22 protein-coding genes are annotated in these 15,373 nt (G+C 70.5%); all 22 read right to left on the bottom strand.

All coding sequences use genetic code 11. The features are described from left to right. Positions 1–14: 14 nt before the first annotated feature. The 22 genes from rplE to ADY01_RS06875 all read right to left on the bottom strand — a co-directional run bounded on the left by rplE (position 15) and on the right by ADY01_RS06875 (position 15,212). Positions 15–581, bottom strand: coding sequence for a 50S ribosomal protein L5 (gene rplE / locus ADY01_RS06980; RefSeq protein WP_049567378.1), 567 nt, complete (start codon positions 579–581; stop codon positions 15–17). Further along, on the bottom strand, positions 578–904 hold the full coding sequence (gene rplX, locus ADY01_RS06975) for a 50S ribosomal protein L24 (RefSeq protein WP_049567376.1): 327 nt from the start codon (positions 902–904) through the stop codon (positions 578–580). The genes rplE and rplX overlap by 4 nt, the downstream gene beginning before the upstream one ends. 2 nt (positions 905–906) lie before the next feature. Further along, on the bottom strand, positions 907–1,275 hold the full coding sequence (gene rplN, locus ADY01_RS06970; RefSeq protein WP_049567372.1) for a 50S ribosomal protein L14: 369 nt from the start codon (positions 1,273–1,275) through the stop codon (positions 907–909). A 3-nt stretch (positions 1,276–1,278) separates the two neighbouring features. Next, positions 1,279–1,560 carry a 30S ribosomal protein S17 gene (gene rpsQ / locus ADY01_RS06965; protein ID WP_049567370.1) on the bottom strand — a complete coding sequence of 94 codons (282 nt, stop codon included), beginning with the start codon at positions 1,558–1,560 and terminating at the stop codon, positions 1,279–1,281. Then, on the bottom strand, positions 1,560–1,805 hold the full coding sequence (gene rpmC, locus ADY01_RS06960) for a 50S ribosomal protein L29 (RefSeq protein ID WP_049567367.1): 246 nt from the start codon (positions 1,803–1,805) through the stop codon (positions 1,560–1,562). Before rpmC ends, rpsQ begins: the two co-directional genes overlap by 1 nt. After that, positions 1,805–2,224: a 50S ribosomal protein L16 gene (rplP, locus tag ADY01_RS06955; RefSeq protein ID WP_049567363.1), complete on the bottom strand. Its 420-nt coding sequence runs from the start codon at positions 2,222–2,224 to the stop codon at positions 1,805–1,807. Before rplP ends, rpmC begins: the two co-directional genes overlap by 1 nt. 4 nt (positions 2,225–2,228) lie before the next feature. Next, complete coding sequence (rpsC, locus tag ADY01_RS06950) at positions 2,229–3,092, bottom strand: 30S ribosomal protein S3 (RefSeq protein ID WP_049567360.1); 864 nt, start codon at positions 3,090–3,092, stop codon at positions 2,229–2,231. Beyond that, the gene (rplV, locus tag ADY01_RS06945) at positions 3,092–3,439 is read right to left on the bottom strand and encodes a 50S ribosomal protein L22 (protein WP_049567463.1); all 348 of its coding nucleotides are present in this window, start codon (positions 3,437–3,439) and stop codon (positions 3,092–3,094) included. Before rplV ends, rpsC begins: the two co-directional genes overlap by 1 nt. 52 nt (positions 3,440–3,491) lie before the next feature. After that, the gene (gene rpsS, locus ADY01_RS06940; protein WP_049567356.1) at positions 3,492–3,773 is read right to left on the bottom strand and encodes a 30S ribosomal protein S19; all 282 of its coding nucleotides are present in this window, start codon (positions 3,771–3,773) and stop codon (positions 3,492–3,494) included. Between the two features lie 12 nt (positions 3,774–3,785). Further along, positions 3,786–4,622: a 50S ribosomal protein L2 gene (gene rplB / locus ADY01_RS06935; protein ID WP_049567354.1), complete on the bottom strand. Its 837-nt coding sequence runs from the start codon at positions 4,620–4,622 to the stop codon at positions 3,786–3,788. A 37-nt stretch (positions 4,623–4,659) separates the two neighbouring features. After that, on the bottom strand, positions 4,660–4,998 hold the full coding sequence (gene rplW / locus ADY01_RS06930; protein ID WP_049567351.1) for a 50S ribosomal protein L23: 339 nt from the start codon (positions 4,996–4,998) through the stop codon (positions 4,660–4,662). After that, the gene (gene rplD, locus ADY01_RS06925; protein WP_049567348.1) at positions 4,998–5,669 is read right to left on the bottom strand and encodes a 50S ribosomal protein L4; all 672 of its coding nucleotides are present in this window, start codon (positions 5,667–5,669) and stop codon (positions 4,998–5,000) included. Before rplD ends, rplW begins: the two co-directional genes overlap by 1 nt. Before the next feature lie 7 nt (positions 5,670–5,676). Further along, positions 5,677–6,321 (bottom strand): 50S ribosomal protein L3, encoded by a 645-nt coding sequence (gene rplC / locus ADY01_RS06920; RefSeq protein ID WP_049567345.1) that lies wholly within the window; start codon positions 6,319–6,321, stop codon positions 5,677–5,679. Between the two features lie 16 nt (positions 6,322–6,337). Continuing rightward, entirely contained in the window at positions 6,338–6,646 is a 309-nt protein-coding gene (gene rpsJ / locus ADY01_RS06915; protein WP_016473429.1) for a 30S ribosomal protein S10, read from the bottom strand. Positions 6,647–7,069: 423 nt separating this feature from the next. After that, positions 7,070–8,533: a cation acetate symporter gene (locus ADY01_RS06910; RefSeq protein WP_049567338.1), complete on the bottom strand. Its 1,464-nt coding sequence runs from the start codon at positions 8,531–8,533 to the stop codon at positions 7,070–7,072. Then, a complete protein-coding gene (locus tag ADY01_RS06905; RefSeq protein ID WP_049567335.1) occupies positions 8,530–8,898 on the bottom strand; it encodes a hypothetical protein in 369 nt (122 codons plus the stop codon). Before ADY01_RS06905 ends, ADY01_RS06910 begins: the two co-directional genes overlap by 4 nt. 82 nt (positions 8,899–8,980) lie before the next feature. Continuing rightward, positions 8,981–9,766, bottom strand: a complete 786-nt coding sequence (locus tag ADY01_RS06900) for a LytR/AlgR family response regulator transcription factor (protein ID WP_234320116.1) — start codon at positions 9,764–9,766, stop codon at positions 8,981–8,983. Further along, positions 9,763–10,842 carry a sensor histidine kinase gene (locus ADY01_RS06895; RefSeq protein WP_234320114.1) on the bottom strand — a complete coding sequence of 360 codons (1,080 nt, stop codon included), beginning with the start codon at positions 10,840–10,842 and terminating at the stop codon, positions 9,763–9,765. The genes ADY01_RS06900 and ADY01_RS06895 overlap by 4 nt, the downstream gene beginning before the upstream one ends. Before the next feature lie 54 nt (positions 10,843–10,896). Next, complete coding sequence (locus ADY01_RS06890) at positions 10,897–12,039, bottom strand: DUF5954 family protein (RefSeq protein ID WP_063784141.1); 1,143 nt, start codon at positions 12,037–12,039, stop codon at positions 10,897–10,899. 197 nt (positions 12,040–12,236) lie between these two features. Beyond that, a complete protein-coding gene (locus ADY01_RS06885) occupies positions 12,237–12,890 on the bottom strand; it encodes an NAD(P)-dependent oxidoreductase (RefSeq protein WP_049567333.1) in 654 nt (217 codons plus the stop codon). Positions 12,891–13,092: 202 nt separating this feature from the next. Continuing rightward, positions 13,093–14,793 carry a cation acetate symporter gene (locus ADY01_RS06880; protein ID WP_049567330.1) on the bottom strand — a complete coding sequence of 567 codons (1,701 nt, stop codon included), beginning with the start codon at positions 14,791–14,793 and terminating at the stop codon, positions 13,093–13,095. Beyond that, positions 14,790–15,212 carry a DUF485 domain-containing protein gene (locus ADY01_RS06875; protein ID WP_049567327.1) on the bottom strand — a complete coding sequence of 141 codons (423 nt, stop codon included), beginning with the start codon at positions 15,210–15,212 and terminating at the stop codon, positions 14,790–14,792. The genes ADY01_RS06880 and ADY01_RS06875 overlap by 4 nt, the downstream gene beginning before the upstream one ends. Positions 15,213–15,373: the final 161 nt, after the last annotated feature.

Here is a 15,373-nt window from a genome sequence, read left to right as displayed (position 1 = left end):
CTCATCTCGGCTGCTCACGCTTCCTTGAACGGGAATCCGAGGTGGCGCAGCAGGCTACGGCCCTCGTCGTCGGTGTTCGCCGTGGTGACCACGGTGATGTCCATGCCCCGGACCCGGTCGATGCGGTCGGGGTCGATCTCGTGGAACATGACCTGCTCCGTGAGACCGAAGGTGTAGTTGCCCCGGCCGTCGAACTGCTTGGGCGACAGGCCCCGGAAGTCACGGATACGCGGCAGCGCCAACGACAGCAGCCGGTCCAGGAACTCCCACATCCGGTCACCGCGCAGCGTCACATGGGCGCCGATCGGCTGCCCCTCGCGCAGCTTGAACTGCGCGATGGACTTCCTGGCCTTGGTGACGGTCGGCTTCTGGCCGGTGATCGTGGCGAGGTCGCGCACGGCGCCCTCCATCAGCTTGGAGTCGCGGGCGGCGTCGCCCACACCCATGTTGACCACGATCTTGGTCAGGCCCGGCACCTGCATGATGTTCGGGTAGGCGAACTCGTCGCGCAGCTTGCCGGTGATCTCCTCGCGGTACCGCGCCTTCAGACGCGGGATCGCGGTGGCGGTGGCAGTGGTCATTTGATGTCCTCACCGGTCCGGCGGGCAACGCGGATCTTGTTGCCGTCGTCGTCGAAGCGGTATCCGATACGGGTGGTGACCTTCTTGCCGTCCTTCTCCACCACGAGCGCGACATTGCTCACGTGGACCGGGGCCTCGGTCGTGATGATGCCGCCGGTCTTGGAACCCCGGGGGGTCGTGCCGGCCTTGACGTGCTTCTTGACCCGGTTGACACCCTCGACCAGGACGCGGTCCTCGCGGGGGAAGGCCACGATGACCTTGCCCTGCTTGCCCTTGTCCTTGCCGGTGATGACCTGGACCAGGTCACCCTTCTTGATCTTCATGTTCACAGCACCTCCGGCGCGAGAGAGATGATCTTCATGAACCTCTTCTCGCGCAGCTCACGGCCCACCGGGCCGAAGATGCGGGTGCCACGCGGGTCGCCGTCGTTCCGGAGAATGACGGCGGCGTTCTCGTCGAAGCGGATGTACGAGCCGTCGGGCCGGCGGCGCTCCTTGACGGCGCGCACGACGACCGCCTTGACGACATCGCCCTTCTTCACATTGCCACCGGGGATCGCGTCCTTGACGGTGGCCACGATGACGTCACCGATGCCCGCGTAGCGGCGCCCGGATCCGCCGAGAACGCGGATGCAGAGGATCTCCTTCGCACCCGTGTTGTCGGCGACGCGCAGTCGCGACTCCTGCTGGATCATTGGTTACTTCGCCTTCTCCAGAATCTCCACGACGCGCCAGCGCTTGGTCGCGGACAGCGGACGGGTCTCCATCAGAAGAACGCGGTCACCGACGCCGGCGGCATTCTGCTCGTCGTGCGCCTTGAGCTTGCTCGTGCGGCGGATGATCTTGCCGTACAGGGCGTGCTTGACACGGTCCTCGACAGCGACGACGACGGTCTTGTCCATCTTGTCGCTGACGACAAGACCCTCCCGGGTCTTCCGCCGGCCGCGCTCAATCGTCTCAGTCACAGTCTTCTCACTCATCAGGCGTTCTCCACCGCCTCGGCGACGGGCTCCACCGTCTCGATGCCGAGCGCTCGCTCCTGCATCACGGTGTAGATCCGGGCGATGTCCTTGCGGACGGCCTTCAGCCGGCTGTTGTTCTCCAGCTGACCGGTCGCCGCCTGGAATCGGAGCCGGAACAGCTCCTCCTTCGCCTCGCGCAGCTTCACAACGAGCTCCTCGTTGTTCAGCTCCCGCAGCTCGGTGACCTTGGTACCGGCTGCCATCACGCCTCACCTGCCTCGCGCCGGACGATCCGGCACTTCATCGGAAGCTTGTGCGCGGCGCGGATCAGCGCCTCACGAGCGATCTTCTCGTTGGGGTAGGAGAGCTCGAACATCACGCGTCCGGGCTTGACGTTCGCGATCCACCACTCCGGCGAGCCCTTGCCGGAACCCATGCGGGTCTCGGCGGGCTTCTTGGTCAGCGGGCGGTCGGGGTAGATGTTGATCCACACCTTGCCGCCACGCTTGATGTGCCGGGTCATCGAGATACGTGCGGCCTCGATCTGCCGGTTGGTCACATAGGCGCCGGTGACGGCCTGGATCCCGTACTCGCCGAAGGCGACCTCGGTGCCACCCTTGGCGGCACCGCGCCGCTTGGGGTGGTGCTGCTTGCGGTACTTGACCTTGCGAGGGATCAGCATGGTCTCAGCCCTCCCCTCCGGCGGAGCCGGTCGATCGGTTGGAGCCCGCGCCCTCGGCGGGAGCGGCGGCGGGTGCCTCGGCCTTGGGGGCCTCGGCGGCCGGCGCGCCCTGCTGCTGCGGCCTGCGTCCACGGCCGCCGCGCTCGCCACGGCCACGGGCCGGGCGGTCGCCGCCACCGGGGCCACCGCGCGCCGGGCGGTTGCCCGCGCGGGCGGCGGCGTTCTCGGCACGGACCTCGGCGATGTTCTTCACGTCGCCCTTGTAGATCCAGACCTTGACGCCGATGCGGCCGAAGGTGGTGCGGGCCTCGAAGAAGCCGTAGTCCACGTTGGCGCGCAGCGTGTGCAGGGGCACGCGGCCCTCGCGGTAGAACTCGGAGCGGGACATCTCGGCGCCGCCGAGACGGCCGCCGCACTGGATCTTGATGCCCTTGGCGCCGGCCTTCATCGTGCTCTGCATCGACTTGCGCATGGCACGGCGGAAGGAGACGCGGGAGGACAGCTGCTCGGCGACCGCCTGGGCCACCAGCTGCGCGTCCAGCTCGGGGTTCTTGACCTCGAGGATGTTGAACTGGATCTGCTTGCCGGTCAGCTTCTCCAGGTTCCCCCGGAGCCGGTCGGCCTCCGCGCCGCGGCGGCCGATGACGATGCCCGGCCGGGCGGTGTGGACGTCGACGCGGACCCGGTCACGCGTGCGCTCGATCTCCACCTTGGAGATGCCCGCGCGCTCCATGCCCTGGGTGAGCATGCGCCGGATCGCCACGTCTTCCTTGACGTAGTCCTTGTAGAGCTTGTCGGCATACCAGCGCGACTTGAAGTCGGTCGTGATGCCGAGCCGGAACCCGTGCGGGTTTACCTTCTGGCCCATTACCGGGTCCCTTCCTTGCTGCTGACGACCACGGTGATGTGACTCGTCCGCTTGCGGATCCGGTAGGCGCGCCCCTGGGCACGCGGCCGGAACCGCTTCAGGGTCGGGCCCTCGTCGACGAATGCCTCCTTGATGAAGAGGTCGTCGACGTCCGTGTGGTTGTAGTTGTGCGCGGCGTTGGCGATGGCGCTGTCGAGCACCTTCCCCACCGGAACGCTGGCGGCCTGCGGGGCGAAGCGCAGGACGGCCTGAGCCTCCGTGGCGTTCATGCCCCGGATGAGGTCCACCACACGGCGGGCCTTCATGGGCGTGACGCGGATGTACCGCGCGATAGCCCTGGCTTCCATGGTTGTCCCTTCGGTGTTGGTCGGGGAGTCCGTCATGATCTGCACACCCCGCTCAGCGCCGCCGCGACTTGCGGTCGTCCTTCACGTGGCCGCGGAAGGTGCGGGTCGGCGCGAACTCGCCGAGCTTGTGGCCGACCATCGACTCGTTGATGAACACCGGGACGTGCTTGCGGCCGTCGTGCACCGCGATGGTGTGGCCCAGCATCGCCGGGACGATCATCGAGCGGCGCGACCAGGTCTTGATGACGTTCTTGGAACCGGAATCGTTCTGAGCGTCCACCTTCTTGATCAGGTGGTCGTCGACGAAGGGTCCCTTCTTCAGACTGCGCGGCATCGCACCCTGCTCCTAGCGCTTCTTGTTCGTCTTGCGGCGGCGGACGATGTACTTGTTGCTCGCCTTCTTCGGCGAGCGCGTACGGCCTTCCTTCTTGCCCCAGGGCGAGACCGGGTGGCGACCACCCGAGGTCCTGCCCTCGCCACCGCCGTGCGGGTGGTCGACGGGGTTCATCACGACGCCGCGGACGCTCGGCCGGACGCCCTTCCAGCGCATCCGGCCGGCCTTGCCCCAGTTGATGTTCGACTGCTCGGCGTTGCCGACCTCGCCGACCGTGGCGCGGCAGCGGACGTCGACCAGCCGGATCTCGCCCGAGGGCATGCGCAGGTGGGCCATGCGGCCCTCCTTCGCGAGCAGCTGGACCGAGGCACCGGCGGAACGGGCGAACTTGGCGCCGCCGCCCGGCTGGAGCTCGATGGCGTGGATGACGGTACCCACCGGGATGTTGCGCAGCGGCAGGTTGTTGCCCGGCTTGATGTCCGCGGTGGCGCCGTTCTCCACGCGGTCGCCCTGCTTGAGGGTGGCCGGCGCGATGATGTAGCGCTTCTCGCCGTCCGCGTAGTGCAGGAGCGCGATGCGGGCAGTGCGGTTCGGGTCGTACTCGATGTGCGCGACCTTGGCCGGCACGCCGTCCTTGTCGTGCCGGCGGAAGTCGATCACGCGGTAGGCGCGCTTGTGGCCACCGCCCTGGTGGCGGACGGCCACGCGACCGGCGTTGTCCCGGCCACCCTTGCTGTGCAGGGGGCGGACCAGCGACTTCTCCGGCGTGGACCGCGTGACCTCGACGAAGTCGGCGACGCTGGCGCCACGACGGCCCGGAGTCGTCGGCTTGTACTTGCGGATTCCCATGTTGTGTCCTCGTCCGGTATCGGACGGGCCAACGCCTCTAGGAGGCGATCGGCCCGCCGAAGATGTCGATGCTGTCGCCCTCGGCGAGGGTCACGATGGCGCGCTTGGTGCTGGCGCGCCTGCCGTAGCCGGTGCGGGTGCGCTTGCGCTTGCCCTGCCGGTTGATGGTGTGCACCGAGGTGACCTTGACCGAGAAGACCGCCTGGACGGCCTGCTTGATCTGGGTCTTGTTGGCGCGCGGGTCGACGATGAAGGTGTACTTGTTCTCGTCGAGGAGCGCGTAGCTCTTCTCGGACACCACGGGCTTGATCAGGATGTCGTGGGGGTCCGGGAAGTGCTTGCTCGAGATGTCGGCGACGACGAGCGTCTCACTCATCAGGCGTCACTCCCTTCGGGCTTCTTGTCGAGCGCGACGGTGGCGGCCGCGGGGCCGGCCACGAAGCGGTCGAAGGCGGCCTTGGTGAACACCACGTCTTCGGCGTCGAGCACGTCGTACGTGTTGAGCTGACCCGGGTCGATCAGGTGGACCCGCGGCAGGTTCCTCGCGGAGAGCCACGCGGTCCGGTCCGAGCGCTCGGCGACCAGCAGCAGCTTCTTGCGGTCGCTGATCTTGCCGAGCAGGGTCCCGGCGGCCCGGGTGGAGATGTCGCCGTCCACGACGCCGGTGACCACGTGGATGCGGTCGTACCGGGCCCGGTCGGTGAGCGCGCCGCGGAGCGCGGCGGCCTTCATCTTCTTCGGGGTCCGCTGGCTGTAGTCGCGCGGCACGGGGCCGTGCACGACGCCACCGCCGGCGAACTGCGGGGCGCGGACCGAGCCCTGACGGGCGCGGCCGGTGCCCTTCTGGCGGTACGGCTTCTTGCCGCCGCCGCGGACCTCGCCACGCGTCTTGGTCTTGTGGGTGCCCTGGCGGGCAGCGGCCAGCTGGGCCACGACGACCTGGTGGATCAGCGGAACGCTGACCTTCGCGTCGAAGATCTCCGCCGGGAGCTCGACGGTGCCGGTCTTCTCGCCCGCGGGCGAAAGGATGTCGATGTTCTTACTCATGGCTTGGTCAGGCCCCCTTGGCCGCGGTGCGGACCAGGACGAGGCCGCCGTTGGGGCCGGGCACCGCGCCCTTGATGAGCAGCAGACCCTTCTCCGGGTCAACGGCGTGGACGGTCAGGTTCTGGGTGGTGACGCGCTCGTTGCCCATGCGGCCGGCCATGCGCAAGCCCTTGAACACGCGGCCCGGGGTGGCGCAGCCGCCGATGGAGCCGGGCGAGCGGTGCTTGCGCTGGGTGCCGTGGGAGGCGCCGAGGCCGGCGAAGCCGTGGCGCTTCATGACGCCGGCGGTGCCCTTGCCCTTGCTGGTGCCGGTCACGTCCACGCGGACGCCCGACTCGAACACCTCGGCGGTGACTTCCTGGCCGAGCGTGTACTCGGAGGCGTCCTGCGTCCGCAGTTCCACCAGGTGGCGGCGGGGGGTGACGTCGGCCTTGGCGAAGTGGCCCTTGAGGGGCTTGTTCACCTTGCGCGGGTCGATCTCGCCGAACGCGATCTGGACGGCCTCGTAGCCGTCCCTGTCACTGGTGCGCACCTGGGTGACGACACAGGGCCCGGCCTTGACCACGGTCACGGGAACGACACGGTTGTTGTCGTCCCAGACCTGGGTCATGCCGAGCTTCTCGCCCAGGACGCCCTTGATCTGCTTGGTCATCTCGCTTCCGCGCCTCTCAGAGCTTGATCTCGATGTCGACGCCGGCCGGAAGGTCCAGGCGCATCAACGAGTCAACGGTCTTGGGGGTGGGGTCGAGGATGTCGATCAGACGCTTGTGCGTGCGCATCTCGAAGTGCTCGCGAGAATCCTTGTACTTGTGCGGCGACTTGATGACGCAGTACACGTTCTTCTCCGTGGGCAGCGGCACCGGGCCCGCGACCGACGCACCCGTGCGGGTCACCGTCTCGACGATCTTCTTCGCCGAGTTGTCGATGACCTCGTGGTCGTAGGCCTTGAGCCGGATGCGGATCTTCTGTCCCGCCATGGCTGCTTCTTACGTCCTGTCTCTGTCTGACGCTCTGACTCCCGGGGCCGCCCCCTCCCTGCCACAGCTCCGACCCACGCGGTCGGGTGTGTCGCACTCTTTCCCAGACTTCGCCACGGGGGCGCCTCCCAGCCGCGGGGCAGCGGGAGGTTTCCTCTGCGAGGAGTGGGGGGAGAACTTCCACCAGGCGCCTGGCTGATGCCCCGCCCACGCTTCCCGGAAGATCCCGGTATTTCCGCCCCTGCCCCTGATCAGGGCATATATGGCGCGACGAATACAGTGGGACTCGCTTCCGGTCCTCCCGGCGGGAGGCGCGCGGCATTGACTCTCAACCGAGCAACCTGGTCAGTGTGCCACAAGGCCCACCACCGGTGCCAATCGGCCCGGATCCCACGGGTCCATGGGCCTCGCCTGTGACGTTTGTCACGCGCTCGGGCTGTGCAGGCGGAGTACCGCGCGCTCGGCCCACTCCGGTGGGCGGCCCAGGAGCGAGACGCCGATCATCACGGCGAACGCGAGCGGGACGGTCCAGGCGGCGGGCTGCGCGAGCAGCACGACGAGCCAGCCGGGCCCCGGATCGGTCAGCACCGACGCCAGGGCGGCGCCCGTCGCCGCGCAGACCCCGGCCGCCAGGCCCGCCGCCGCGCCCGCCGCGGTGAGGCCGCTCCACCAGATGCCGAGGACGAGCAGCGGGCAGAACGTCGAGGCGGCGACGGCGAACGCCCACCCCACGGCCACGTTGATGTCGATGCTCTCGGCGGGCAGCGAGAGGAGGACGGCGACCAGCGCGCCCGCGGCCACCGCGAGCCGCAGCCGCGGCACGCTCGCCCGGGACAGGTCGTGCGAGAGCCCGCCGGCCAGCGCCATCAGCAGCCCCGAGGAGGTGGAGAGGAACGCGGCGAACGCCCCGGCCGCCACCAGGGCCGTCAGCAGCGAGCCCCAGCCGCCGCCCACGATCTCCCCCGGCAGCACGACGGTCACGGTGTCCGTGTCGCCGCCCTGGACCAGCTCGGGCGTGAACACCCGGCCCAGCAGCCCGTAGACGGCGGGGAAGAGGTAGAAGACGCCGAGCAGCACGATCACCCCGACCGCGACGCGGCGGGCCACCCAGGCGGAGGCGCTGGTGTGGAAGCGCATGATGACGTGCGGCAGGCCGACGGCGCCCAGGGTGGTGGCGAGCAGCACCGACCAGGTGGCCAGGAGCGGCTGGCCCGAACTCTCCAGGTCGAGCAGGGGCCTTGACCAGTGCGAGACATCCATGCGCAGGGCCTCGTCGCGGGCGTCGTCCCCGGCGTGGGCGACGAGGAAGATGGCGGGGACGGCGATGAACAGCAGCTTCACCACGTAGTGGAAGCCCTGCACATAGGTGGCGGAACGCATGCCGCCCGCCGCGATGGAGGCGGTCACGACGAGGCCGGCCAGGACCACGCCGACCCAGTAGGGGGTGCCGCTGACCAGGTGGAGCACCACGCCCGCGCCCTTGAACTGCGGCACCAGGTAGAGCCACATGATGACGAGGACGATGACCGCGCAGAGCTTGCGGATGTTCTCGGAGCCGAGGCGGTAGTCGGCGAAGTCGGGCACGGTGTAGGCGCCCGAGCGGCGCATGGGCCCGGCCACCAGCGCGGCGACGGCGACATAGCCCGCGGTGAAGCCGACGGCGTACCACAGGGTGCCGATGCCGTTCTTGAGCATCAGGCCGGCGAGGCCGAGCACCGAGGCGGCGGAGACGTACTCGCCGGCGATGGCCATGGCGTTCCAGCCGGGCGAGACGCGGCGCGAGGCGACGAGGAAGTCGGGGGTGGTGGAGCGGGTGGTCCGCACGCCCCAGACGCCGACGGCCATGCTCGCCGCGAAGAGCAGCCCGATCGCCAGCAGCGCGGTCATCGTCCCGGTCTCTCGATCCGCTCGGCGGCGCGGACGTGCAGCACGGCGATGACCAGCAGCAACGGGTAACTGGCCGCCATCAGCAGCAGCCAGGAGGCGGGGACGCCGACGACGGTGACGCGGCCGAGCGAGGGCAGGGCCCCGAGCAGGCCGCTCAGCCCGAACAGGAGGAGCCCGAGGATGGCCAGGGTGCGCAGGGCGAGGCGCCGCTGGCGCGCGAAGACGGCGCGGGCCTCGGCGAGTTCGCCCGCGCCGGCCGAGCCGGGGACGGGCTGGGGCAGCAGGTGGTGGGCGGGCCTGTGGCCGCGCGAGAGCGCGATCCGCGTCTGCGGACTGGTCACGCGCACCCGCCGCGGCCCGCTCATCTCCCTCCCCCCGCTTCTCCGCCCGCCAGGCGACAGCGCAGACCGAAGAGCATCCGCGGATGGGCGGCCTGGCGTGCGACGCTCATCTGGCCTCGTCCCTGACCGCCGCCAGCAGGCGTTCCTTCAGGGCGCGGGCGTGGCGTCTGCTGACCGGGACGTCGCCCGCCGGGGTGCTGGCCAGCAGCCCGGAGGAGCTGGTGACGCGGAGGTCGTCGACCCAGCGGATGGCGACCAGGTAGCCGCGGTGGGCGCGGACGAAGCCGGCGGGGGCCCAGACCTCTTCGAGGTAGCTGAGGGAGAGCCGGATGAGGTGGGACTCCTCGGCGGTGTGCAGCCGCACGTAGTCGCCGTGGGCCTCGGCGAACTGGATGTCGTCGCGGTGGAGGAAGTGGGTGTGGCGCCCGGTCTCGATCTGGACGACGGACAGTTCGTCGGCGGCCGCGGGCCCCTGGCTCGGGCGGCGGTGCGCGCAGGCGCGGGAGACGGCTTCGGCCAGCCTCTCGTGGCGTATGGGCTTGAGCAGGTAGTCGGTGGCGCCGATGCCGAACGCCTCGACCGCGTGGTGCTCCGACGCGGTGACGAAGACGATGGCGGGCGGGGCCGAGAGCATGCTGAGCACGCGGGCGACGGCCATGCCGTCGAGGCCCGGCATGGAGATGTCGAGGAAGACGGCGTCGAACGCCTCGGTGCCGAGCAGCCGGACGGCCTCCTCGCCGCCGTCGGCCTCGCTGACGGCGTGGACCTCGGGCAGGGCGGCGAGCATGTCCGCCAGCTCCTCGCGGGTGGAGGACTCGTCCTCGACGACGAGGGTGCGCAGGGCAACGCCGCCTCCGTGCCCGCCTCCCGGGCCGTTCCCCTGACCGGTCAATTCGCCACCACCCCTCGCATGAAGCGCGGCACCCGGATCACGACCTTGGTGCCGCTCCCGGGGGCCGTCTCGATGACCAGTCCGTACTCGGGGCCGTAGACGGTCCGCAGCCGCTGGTCGACGTTGGCGAGGCCCACGCTCGCCCGCCCGGTGTCGGGCGAGACCCCGACCGTGCCCGCCCCGGCGCCCCCCAGGATGGCCTGGGCGAACTCGGGCTCCATGCCCACCCCGTCGTCCTCGATCTCGATCACGCACAGCGGTCCCTCGCCGAAGCCGGAGACGCTGATGGCGCCGGGGCCCGGCTTGGGCTCCAGGCCGTGCCGTACCGCATTCTCCACGATCGGCTGAATGACAAGGAAGGGGATGGCCACCGGCAAGATTTCCGGAGCCATCCGCACGGAGAGCTCCATGCGGTCGTCGAAGCGGGCGCGTTGCAGCTCCAGGTAGGTCTGGATGGCCTGGAGTTCGTCGGCGACGGTCGCGTAGTCGCCGCGGGCCGAGAAGCTGTAGCGCAGATAGTCGGCGAAGTCGTTGAGCAGGGTGCGGGCGCGGGCCGGGTCGGTGCGGATGCGGGCGCCGATGACGGCGAGGGCGTTGTGCAGGAAGTGCGGGGAGATCTGGGCGCGCAGCGTGCGCAGCTCGGCCTGCACGATCCGGCCGCGGGCCCGGCGCAGCGCGGCGTGGTCGAGCGAACGGGCCACGAGCGTGGCGACGGCGGCCAGCTCCGCCTCTGCCGCGTCGCGCACGGCCAGGGCGCCCGACAGCTCGCCCGCGACGAGCAGCGGGACGGCCGACCAGGGCGGGCGCTGGGCGGGGGTGCCGTGTTCGTAGGTCTGGGTGAGGAGGGCGGCGAGCTCGTCGGGGTCGGGCTCGGGTCCGGCCCAGGCGACGGGTCCGTCGAGGCCGGCGAGCACGACGGCCTCGGCGCCGAGCAGCCGGCGCAGCCGCCGGGCGGCGGAGGCCGCGCCCCGGCCGCCGAGTCCGTCGCGCAGGTCGGCGTCTATCTCCTGGACCACGGTGAGCACGCGAACGGTCAGTCCCTCGTCGGTCCGTCCTCGGCGCATCCGGTCCAGCATGGCCGCACGCTAGCCGAGTGGGGGCGAACCGAGTAGGTCTCGCAGGGGACCCGTTCACTCTCCGTCCGCGTCGGACCCTCCGCGCCGAGCCTTTTCCCCCGCTTCGCCCCTCTTGTCCGCGACCGCGAGCCCCCCGGCCCCCTCCGCTTCCCCGGCCGTTCCGGTCCGCCGGTTCTCCGCGTGGAATGCCTCGATCTCCGCGAGCGGCGGGTGGATCTGCATCGGGCCATAGGGGTCCTGGTCGGTGGGGCGCGGGGTCTCGGGCCCGTCCGGGCCGATCCGCATCAGGCGCTCGACGCGGATGATGCGGAACCTCCGGCCGAGCACCTCCAGTTCGTCGCTCGCCGGGCCGTCGCGGTACTCCTGCGCGGCGCGGGCGTAGAGCTCGGCATCCTCCTCCGAGACCCCCTGCTCCAGCTTCGGCAGGAACTCGGAGAGGTAGGTGAACAGCGTGGTGCGGGCCTCGTGGGGCATGGACTGGAGCGCGGCCATCGGCTCCCAGGAGGTGGGCTTGCGCTCGGCGAAGGTGAAGGTCGCGGGCAGCAGGACGACACCGGGGTGGGTGGTCAGCGCGCGGCGCGAGTCCTCGCGGACGTCCTCGGGGATGCGGGCCGCCTCGTAGTGCAGGGACAGCAGCTCCATCCGCTGGAGTCCCTCCATGATCCCGGTGGGGCTGGCGTGGTCGATGACGAACCCCTTGGTGCGGCTGGCGCTGTCCCTGCGGGAGCGGTCGCCGATGTCGCGGGAGGGGTCGTCGGGGTCGGTGGGCCTGGGGCCCTCCAGGCCGTCGTCGCCGATGCGGGCGAACTCGTCGCCGCGGACGATGCGGTAGCGGATCTCCCCCACCCGCACCTCGTTGAGCGGCTCGTTCTCCAGGCGGGCGACGGCCTCCAGCAGCTGCTCCCGGTACGGGTCGCCCGGCGCGGTCTCGTCCTTGGCCTTGAACCAGAGGTAGGAGTTGAGCCCGTCCCTTGAGTGCTGGGCGAACCCGTCCCCCACATCACTCAGAAGCCGCCAGGCCGGGCCGTCCTCCGGCCGCTGTTCGGCGAACCCGAAGACGGGCCCCCTGACGATCACGTGGGGGTACCGCTCGGCGGCCCGCATGGCGTCCTGCTCCATGACCTCGGAGACCGGGTCGTCCCGGTGTGTGACCCGGAAGGTGAGATGGCGCGGTGGGCTCTTGGGGTGATCTTCCATGCGCTCAGTGTGACGGGAAACCCGGGGTGCGGTCAGTCGATTACACAAAGTCCCCCCGAGGGAGGGGCTAACTTGCCCCCATGTTCACGCTCTTCGCGCCGGGGTCCCCACGGGAGGAGGCCGCGGTCATGATCAACGCCGTCCCGAGGACCGGCCCGGCCGTGGCGCGTATGCCCTCCGGAAGGGCCATACGCCGCTCAGTACCCGACGGTGAAGCGCCGCCCGACGTGGCGGCTGCGCTCGATCTCGTCCACGAGGGCGACCGCGAAGTCCTCCGTCGAGATCCGGCTGACCCCGTCGTCGTCGGCGACCAGCTCGTCATAGGCCGTGCGGTACGCGCCGGTCCGCTCGCCGGGCGCCAGGTCGGCGGCCGGCGAGAGGCTGGTCCACCGCAACTCCCCCGCCGCCTCCCGCAGATAGGCCAGCGCGTCGCCGTGCGCGCGCATGACCCGTTGCACCTCGTCGGGGATCCCCGGCGTGTCCCACAGCGGGCGGCCGTCCCTGGTGCGCAACGAGCCCGCGCCGCCCACCACGATCAGCCGCGGCGCCCGCGGACCCAGCGCGTGCAGCCCGGCCGCCAGCGCCTGGACCGAGGGGCGCAGCAGCGCCTGCGCCCCCGCGCCGTCGCGCCCGCCCACCGCGCTGACCAGCACGTCCTGCCCGTCGGCCGCCGCGGTGACGCAGGCCGGGTCGAGCACGTCGCCCGGGACGACGGAGAGGTGGGGGTGGGTCCGGCTGACCGTCGACGGGTCGCGGACCACCGCGGTGACCAGGTGTCCCCGCTCCAGGGCCTCGCTCACCACGCGGTTGCCGATGGCGCCGTTCGCCCCGAAGATCGCGATCCTGGCCATGTGCGGCTCCCTCGGCTCCTGGTCGTCGTGCGCGCCTGACCACGCCAGCGTGCCATCGGAGCGGCCCGGCGCACGGCAGCACACGCCACCCCCGCCGCCGGGCGCGGAGATGCCCGGGGCCTTGAGAGGGGAAGCTCAAGACCCCGGGCGGGGGGAAGCCGGGCGGGGATTCCCGGCGACCGGGCGGCTGAGGGAAGCCGCCTCAGTGGGTAGTGGCGCGTTCGGCACCGGCGCCCGTGAGGGCCCGGACCTGGAGGGTGGCGTAACGGCGCGGGTCGCTCTCCTTGGACGTCAGCGTGCCGACGATGGCGCAGAGCAGACCGAACGGGATCGACACCAGGCCGGGGTTCTCCAGCGGGAACCAGGAGAAGTCCACGTCCTTGGGGAAGAGCGCCAGGTTCTTGCCCGCGGCGTCCACCTTGCCGGAGACCACCGGGGAGAAGAACACCAGACCGACCGAGCTGATCAGGCCGCCGTAGATGCCCGCGACCGCGCCCCTGGTGTTGAACCGCCGCCAGAAGAGACTGAGCAGGATCGTCGGCAGGTTGGCGGAGGCGGCGATCGCGAAGGCCAGCGCGACCAGGAAGGCCACGTTGAGGTTCTGCGCGAAGACCGCCAGGACGATGGAGATGACGCCCACGCCGATCGCGGCGAACCTGGCGACCCGCACCTCCTCCTGCTCGGTCGCCTGCCCCTTGCGGAGCACGCTGTTGTAGAAGTCGTGCGCCAGCGAGGACGACGAGGCGATGGTGAGCCCGGCGACCGTGGAGAGGATGGTGGCGAACGCGACGGCCGCGATGAACGCCAGCATCACCGCGCCCCAGAAGTCGCCGCCGAAGTGGTCGCCCACCGCCTCGGCCAGCTGGGGGGCGGCCGTGTTGCCCGCGGGGTTCTGCGCCGTGATGGCCTCGTGCCCGACCAGCGCCGCGGCGCCGAAGCCCAGGATCAGGGTGAGCAGGTAGAAGGTGCCGATGATGCCGATGGCCCAGTTGACCGACTTCCGCGCGGTCTTGGAGTCCGGCACCGTGTAGAAGCGGATCAGGATGTGCGGCAGGCCCGCGGTGCCGAGCACCAGCGCCAGGCCGAGGCTGATCAGGTCCAGCTTGTTGACCATGGTCTGCCAGGCGTCGCCCGCGACCTCGACGCCGTAGCGCTGCCCCGGTTCGAGGAACGCGTCACCCGCCGCGCTCGATGCCGCCGCGTCGTTCATCAGCGAGCCGAAGTTGAAGTCGTACATCGACAGCACGAGCAGGCTGACCAGCAGCGCGCCGCCCATCAGCATCACGGCCTTGATGATCTGCACCCAGGTGGTGCCGGTCATGCCGCCGAACGACACGTAGGTGACCATCAGGATGCCGACCACGACGATGCCGACGATCTTGGCGACGTCCGCGCTCATCCCGAGGTAGGTCTGGCCCTCCTCGATGCCGAGCAGCAGCGCGACCAGGGCGCCCGCGCCGACCATCTGGGCCAGCAGGTAGAAGATCGACACCGTCAGCGTGGAGACCGAGGCCGCGGTGCGCACCGGGCGTTGCCGCATCCGGTAGGAGACGACGTCGGCCATGGTGAACCGGCCCGAGTTCCGCAGCAGCTCGGCGACCAGCAGCAGCGCCACCAGCCAGGCGACCAGGAAGCCGATCGAGTACAGGAAGCCGTCGTACCCGAAGAGCGCGATGGTGCCCGCGATCCCGAGGAACGAGGCGGCGGACATGTAGTCGCCGCCGATCGCGAACCCGTTCTGGATGCCGGTGAAGCCGCGGCCGCCGGAGTGGAAGTCGGTCGCCGACTTCGTCTGCCGGCTGGCCCAGATCGTCACGCCCAGCGTGATGGCGATCAGCACGGCGAACAGGATGACGGTGATCATCCGTTCCTGGTTGGTGCTCTCCTCGGCAAGGGTGATCATGCGTCCTCCCCCTTACGGGCGCCCGGCACGGCCGGCCCGCCCTCCAGCTCGTCGCGCAGCTCGTCGGCCAGCGGGTCGAAACGGCGGTTGGCGTAGCGGGAGTAGAGGACCGCGATGCCGAAGGTGGTCACGAACTGGAGCAGACCGAAGAACAGCGCCACGTTCGCGCTGCCGACGACCTCGGTCGACATGACGCCCTCCGCGTAGGCGGACATCAGCACGTAGAGCAGGTACCAGGCGAGGAACGCGATGCTCGCCGGGATCACGAACCTCAGCAGCCTGCTGCGGAGCTCCTTGAACCGCGGGTCGTCGTGCATCGTCGCGGAGCGGGCCTCCAGGTCTCCCGTCGGCCCTGGAGTCGCCCCCCCGGAGTGCGGAGGGGGGTCGCCGCCTTCGGGCGCGGAGTGCGTCGTCGTCATCACCGGCTCCTGTCGAGGGAAGTGCTCCCGGAAATGTAAGGAGCGTCACACCCCGAGGACACCGCGTCCGCCGCACCACGCGCCGAGCGGTCGCTTTCCGCGCCGAGCGGACGGCCAAGGGCCCCGCTCCGCCGGGCGGCGGCACGGGGCCCGCACAAGCC

Origin of the sequence: Streptomyces sp. SBT349 (assembly GCF_001083795.1) — a bacterium.
Lineage (GTDB): Bacteria > Actinomycetota > Actinomycetes > Streptomycetales > Streptomycetaceae > Streptomyces.
The sequence above is the reverse complement of the archived record's forward strand: the minus strand, read 5'-3'. Positions and strand labels throughout refer to the sequence as shown.

Bases quoted from the DNA above. Each gene is read 5' to 3' on its own strand.
- rplX (WP_049567376.1), bottom strand. From the start codon at position 904: ATGAAGATCAAGAAGGGTGACCTGGTCCAGGTCATCACCGGCAAGGAC.
- rpmC (WP_049567367.1), bottom strand. From the start codon at position 1,805: ATGGCAGCCGGTACCAAGGTCACCGAGCTGCGGGAGCTGAACAACGAG.
- ADY01_RS06910 (WP_049567338.1), bottom strand. From the start codon at position 8,533: ATGACCGCGCTGCTGGCGATCGGGCTGCTCTTCGCGGCGAGCATGGCC.
- ADY01_RS06880 (WP_049567330.1), bottom strand. From the start codon at position 14,793: ATGATCACCCTTGCCGAGGAGAGCACCAACCAGGAACGGATGATCACC.
- ADY01_RS06885 (WP_049567333.1), bottom strand. From the start codon at position 12,890: ATGGCCAGGATCGCGATCTTCGGGGCGAACGGCGCCATCGGCAACCGC.
- rplV (WP_049567463.1), bottom strand. From the start codon at position 3,439: ATGGAAGCCAGGGCTATCGCGCGGTACATCCGCGTCACGCCCATGAAG.
- ADY01_RS06890 (WP_063784141.1), bottom strand. From the start codon at position 12,039: ATGGAAGATCACCCCAAGAGCCCACCGCGCCATCTCACCTTCCGGGTC.
- rpsC (WP_049567360.1), bottom strand. From the start codon at position 3,092: ATGGGCCAGAAGGTAAACCCGCACGGGTTCCGGCTCGGCATCACGACC.
- rplD (WP_049567348.1), bottom strand. From the start codon at position 5,669: ATGAGTAAGAACATCGACATCCTTTCGCCCGCGGGCGAGAAGACCGGC.
- rpsJ (WP_016473429.1), bottom strand. From the start codon at position 6,646: ATGGCGGGACAGAAGATCCGCATCCGGCTCAAGGCCTACGACCACGAG.
- rplP (WP_049567363.1), bottom strand. From the start codon at position 2,224: ATGCTGATCCCTCGCAAGGTCAAGTACCGCAAGCAGCACCACCCCAAG.
- rplN (WP_049567372.1), bottom strand. From the start codon at position 1,275: ATGATCCAGCAGGAGTCGCGACTGCGCGTCGCCGACAACACGGGTGCG.
- rpsS (WP_049567356.1), bottom strand. From the start codon at position 3,773: ATGCCGCGCAGTCTGAAGAAGGGACCCTTCGTCGACGACCACCTGATC.
- rplE (WP_049567378.1), bottom strand. From the start codon at position 581: ATGACCACTGCCACCGCCACCGCGATCCCGCGTCTGAAGGCGCGGTAC.
- rpsQ (WP_049567370.1), bottom strand. From the start codon at position 1,560: ATGAGTGAGAAGACTGTGACTGAGACGATTGAGCGCGGCCGGCGGAAG.
- ADY01_RS06895 (WP_234320114.1), bottom strand. From the start codon at position 10,842: ATGCTGGACCGGATGCGCCGAGGACGGACCGACGAGGGACTGACCGTT.
- rplW (WP_049567351.1), bottom strand. From the start codon at position 4,998: ATGAGTGAGACGCTCGTCGTCGCCGACATCTCGAGCAAGCACTTCCCG.
- rplC (WP_049567345.1), bottom strand. From the start codon at position 6,321: ATGACCAAGCAGATCAAGGGCGTCCTGGGCGAGAAGCTCGGCATGACC.
- ADY01_RS06905 (WP_049567335.1), bottom strand. From the start codon at position 8,898: ATGAGCGGGCCGCGGCGGGTGCGCGTGACCAGTCCGCAGACGCGGATC.
- ADY01_RS06875 (WP_049567327.1), bottom strand. From the start codon at position 15,212: ATGACGACGACGCACTCCGCGCCCGAAGGCGGCGACCCCCCTCCGCAC.
- rplB (WP_049567354.1), bottom strand. From the start codon at position 4,622: ATGGGAATCCGCAAGTACAAGCCGACGACTCCGGGCCGTCGTGGCGCC.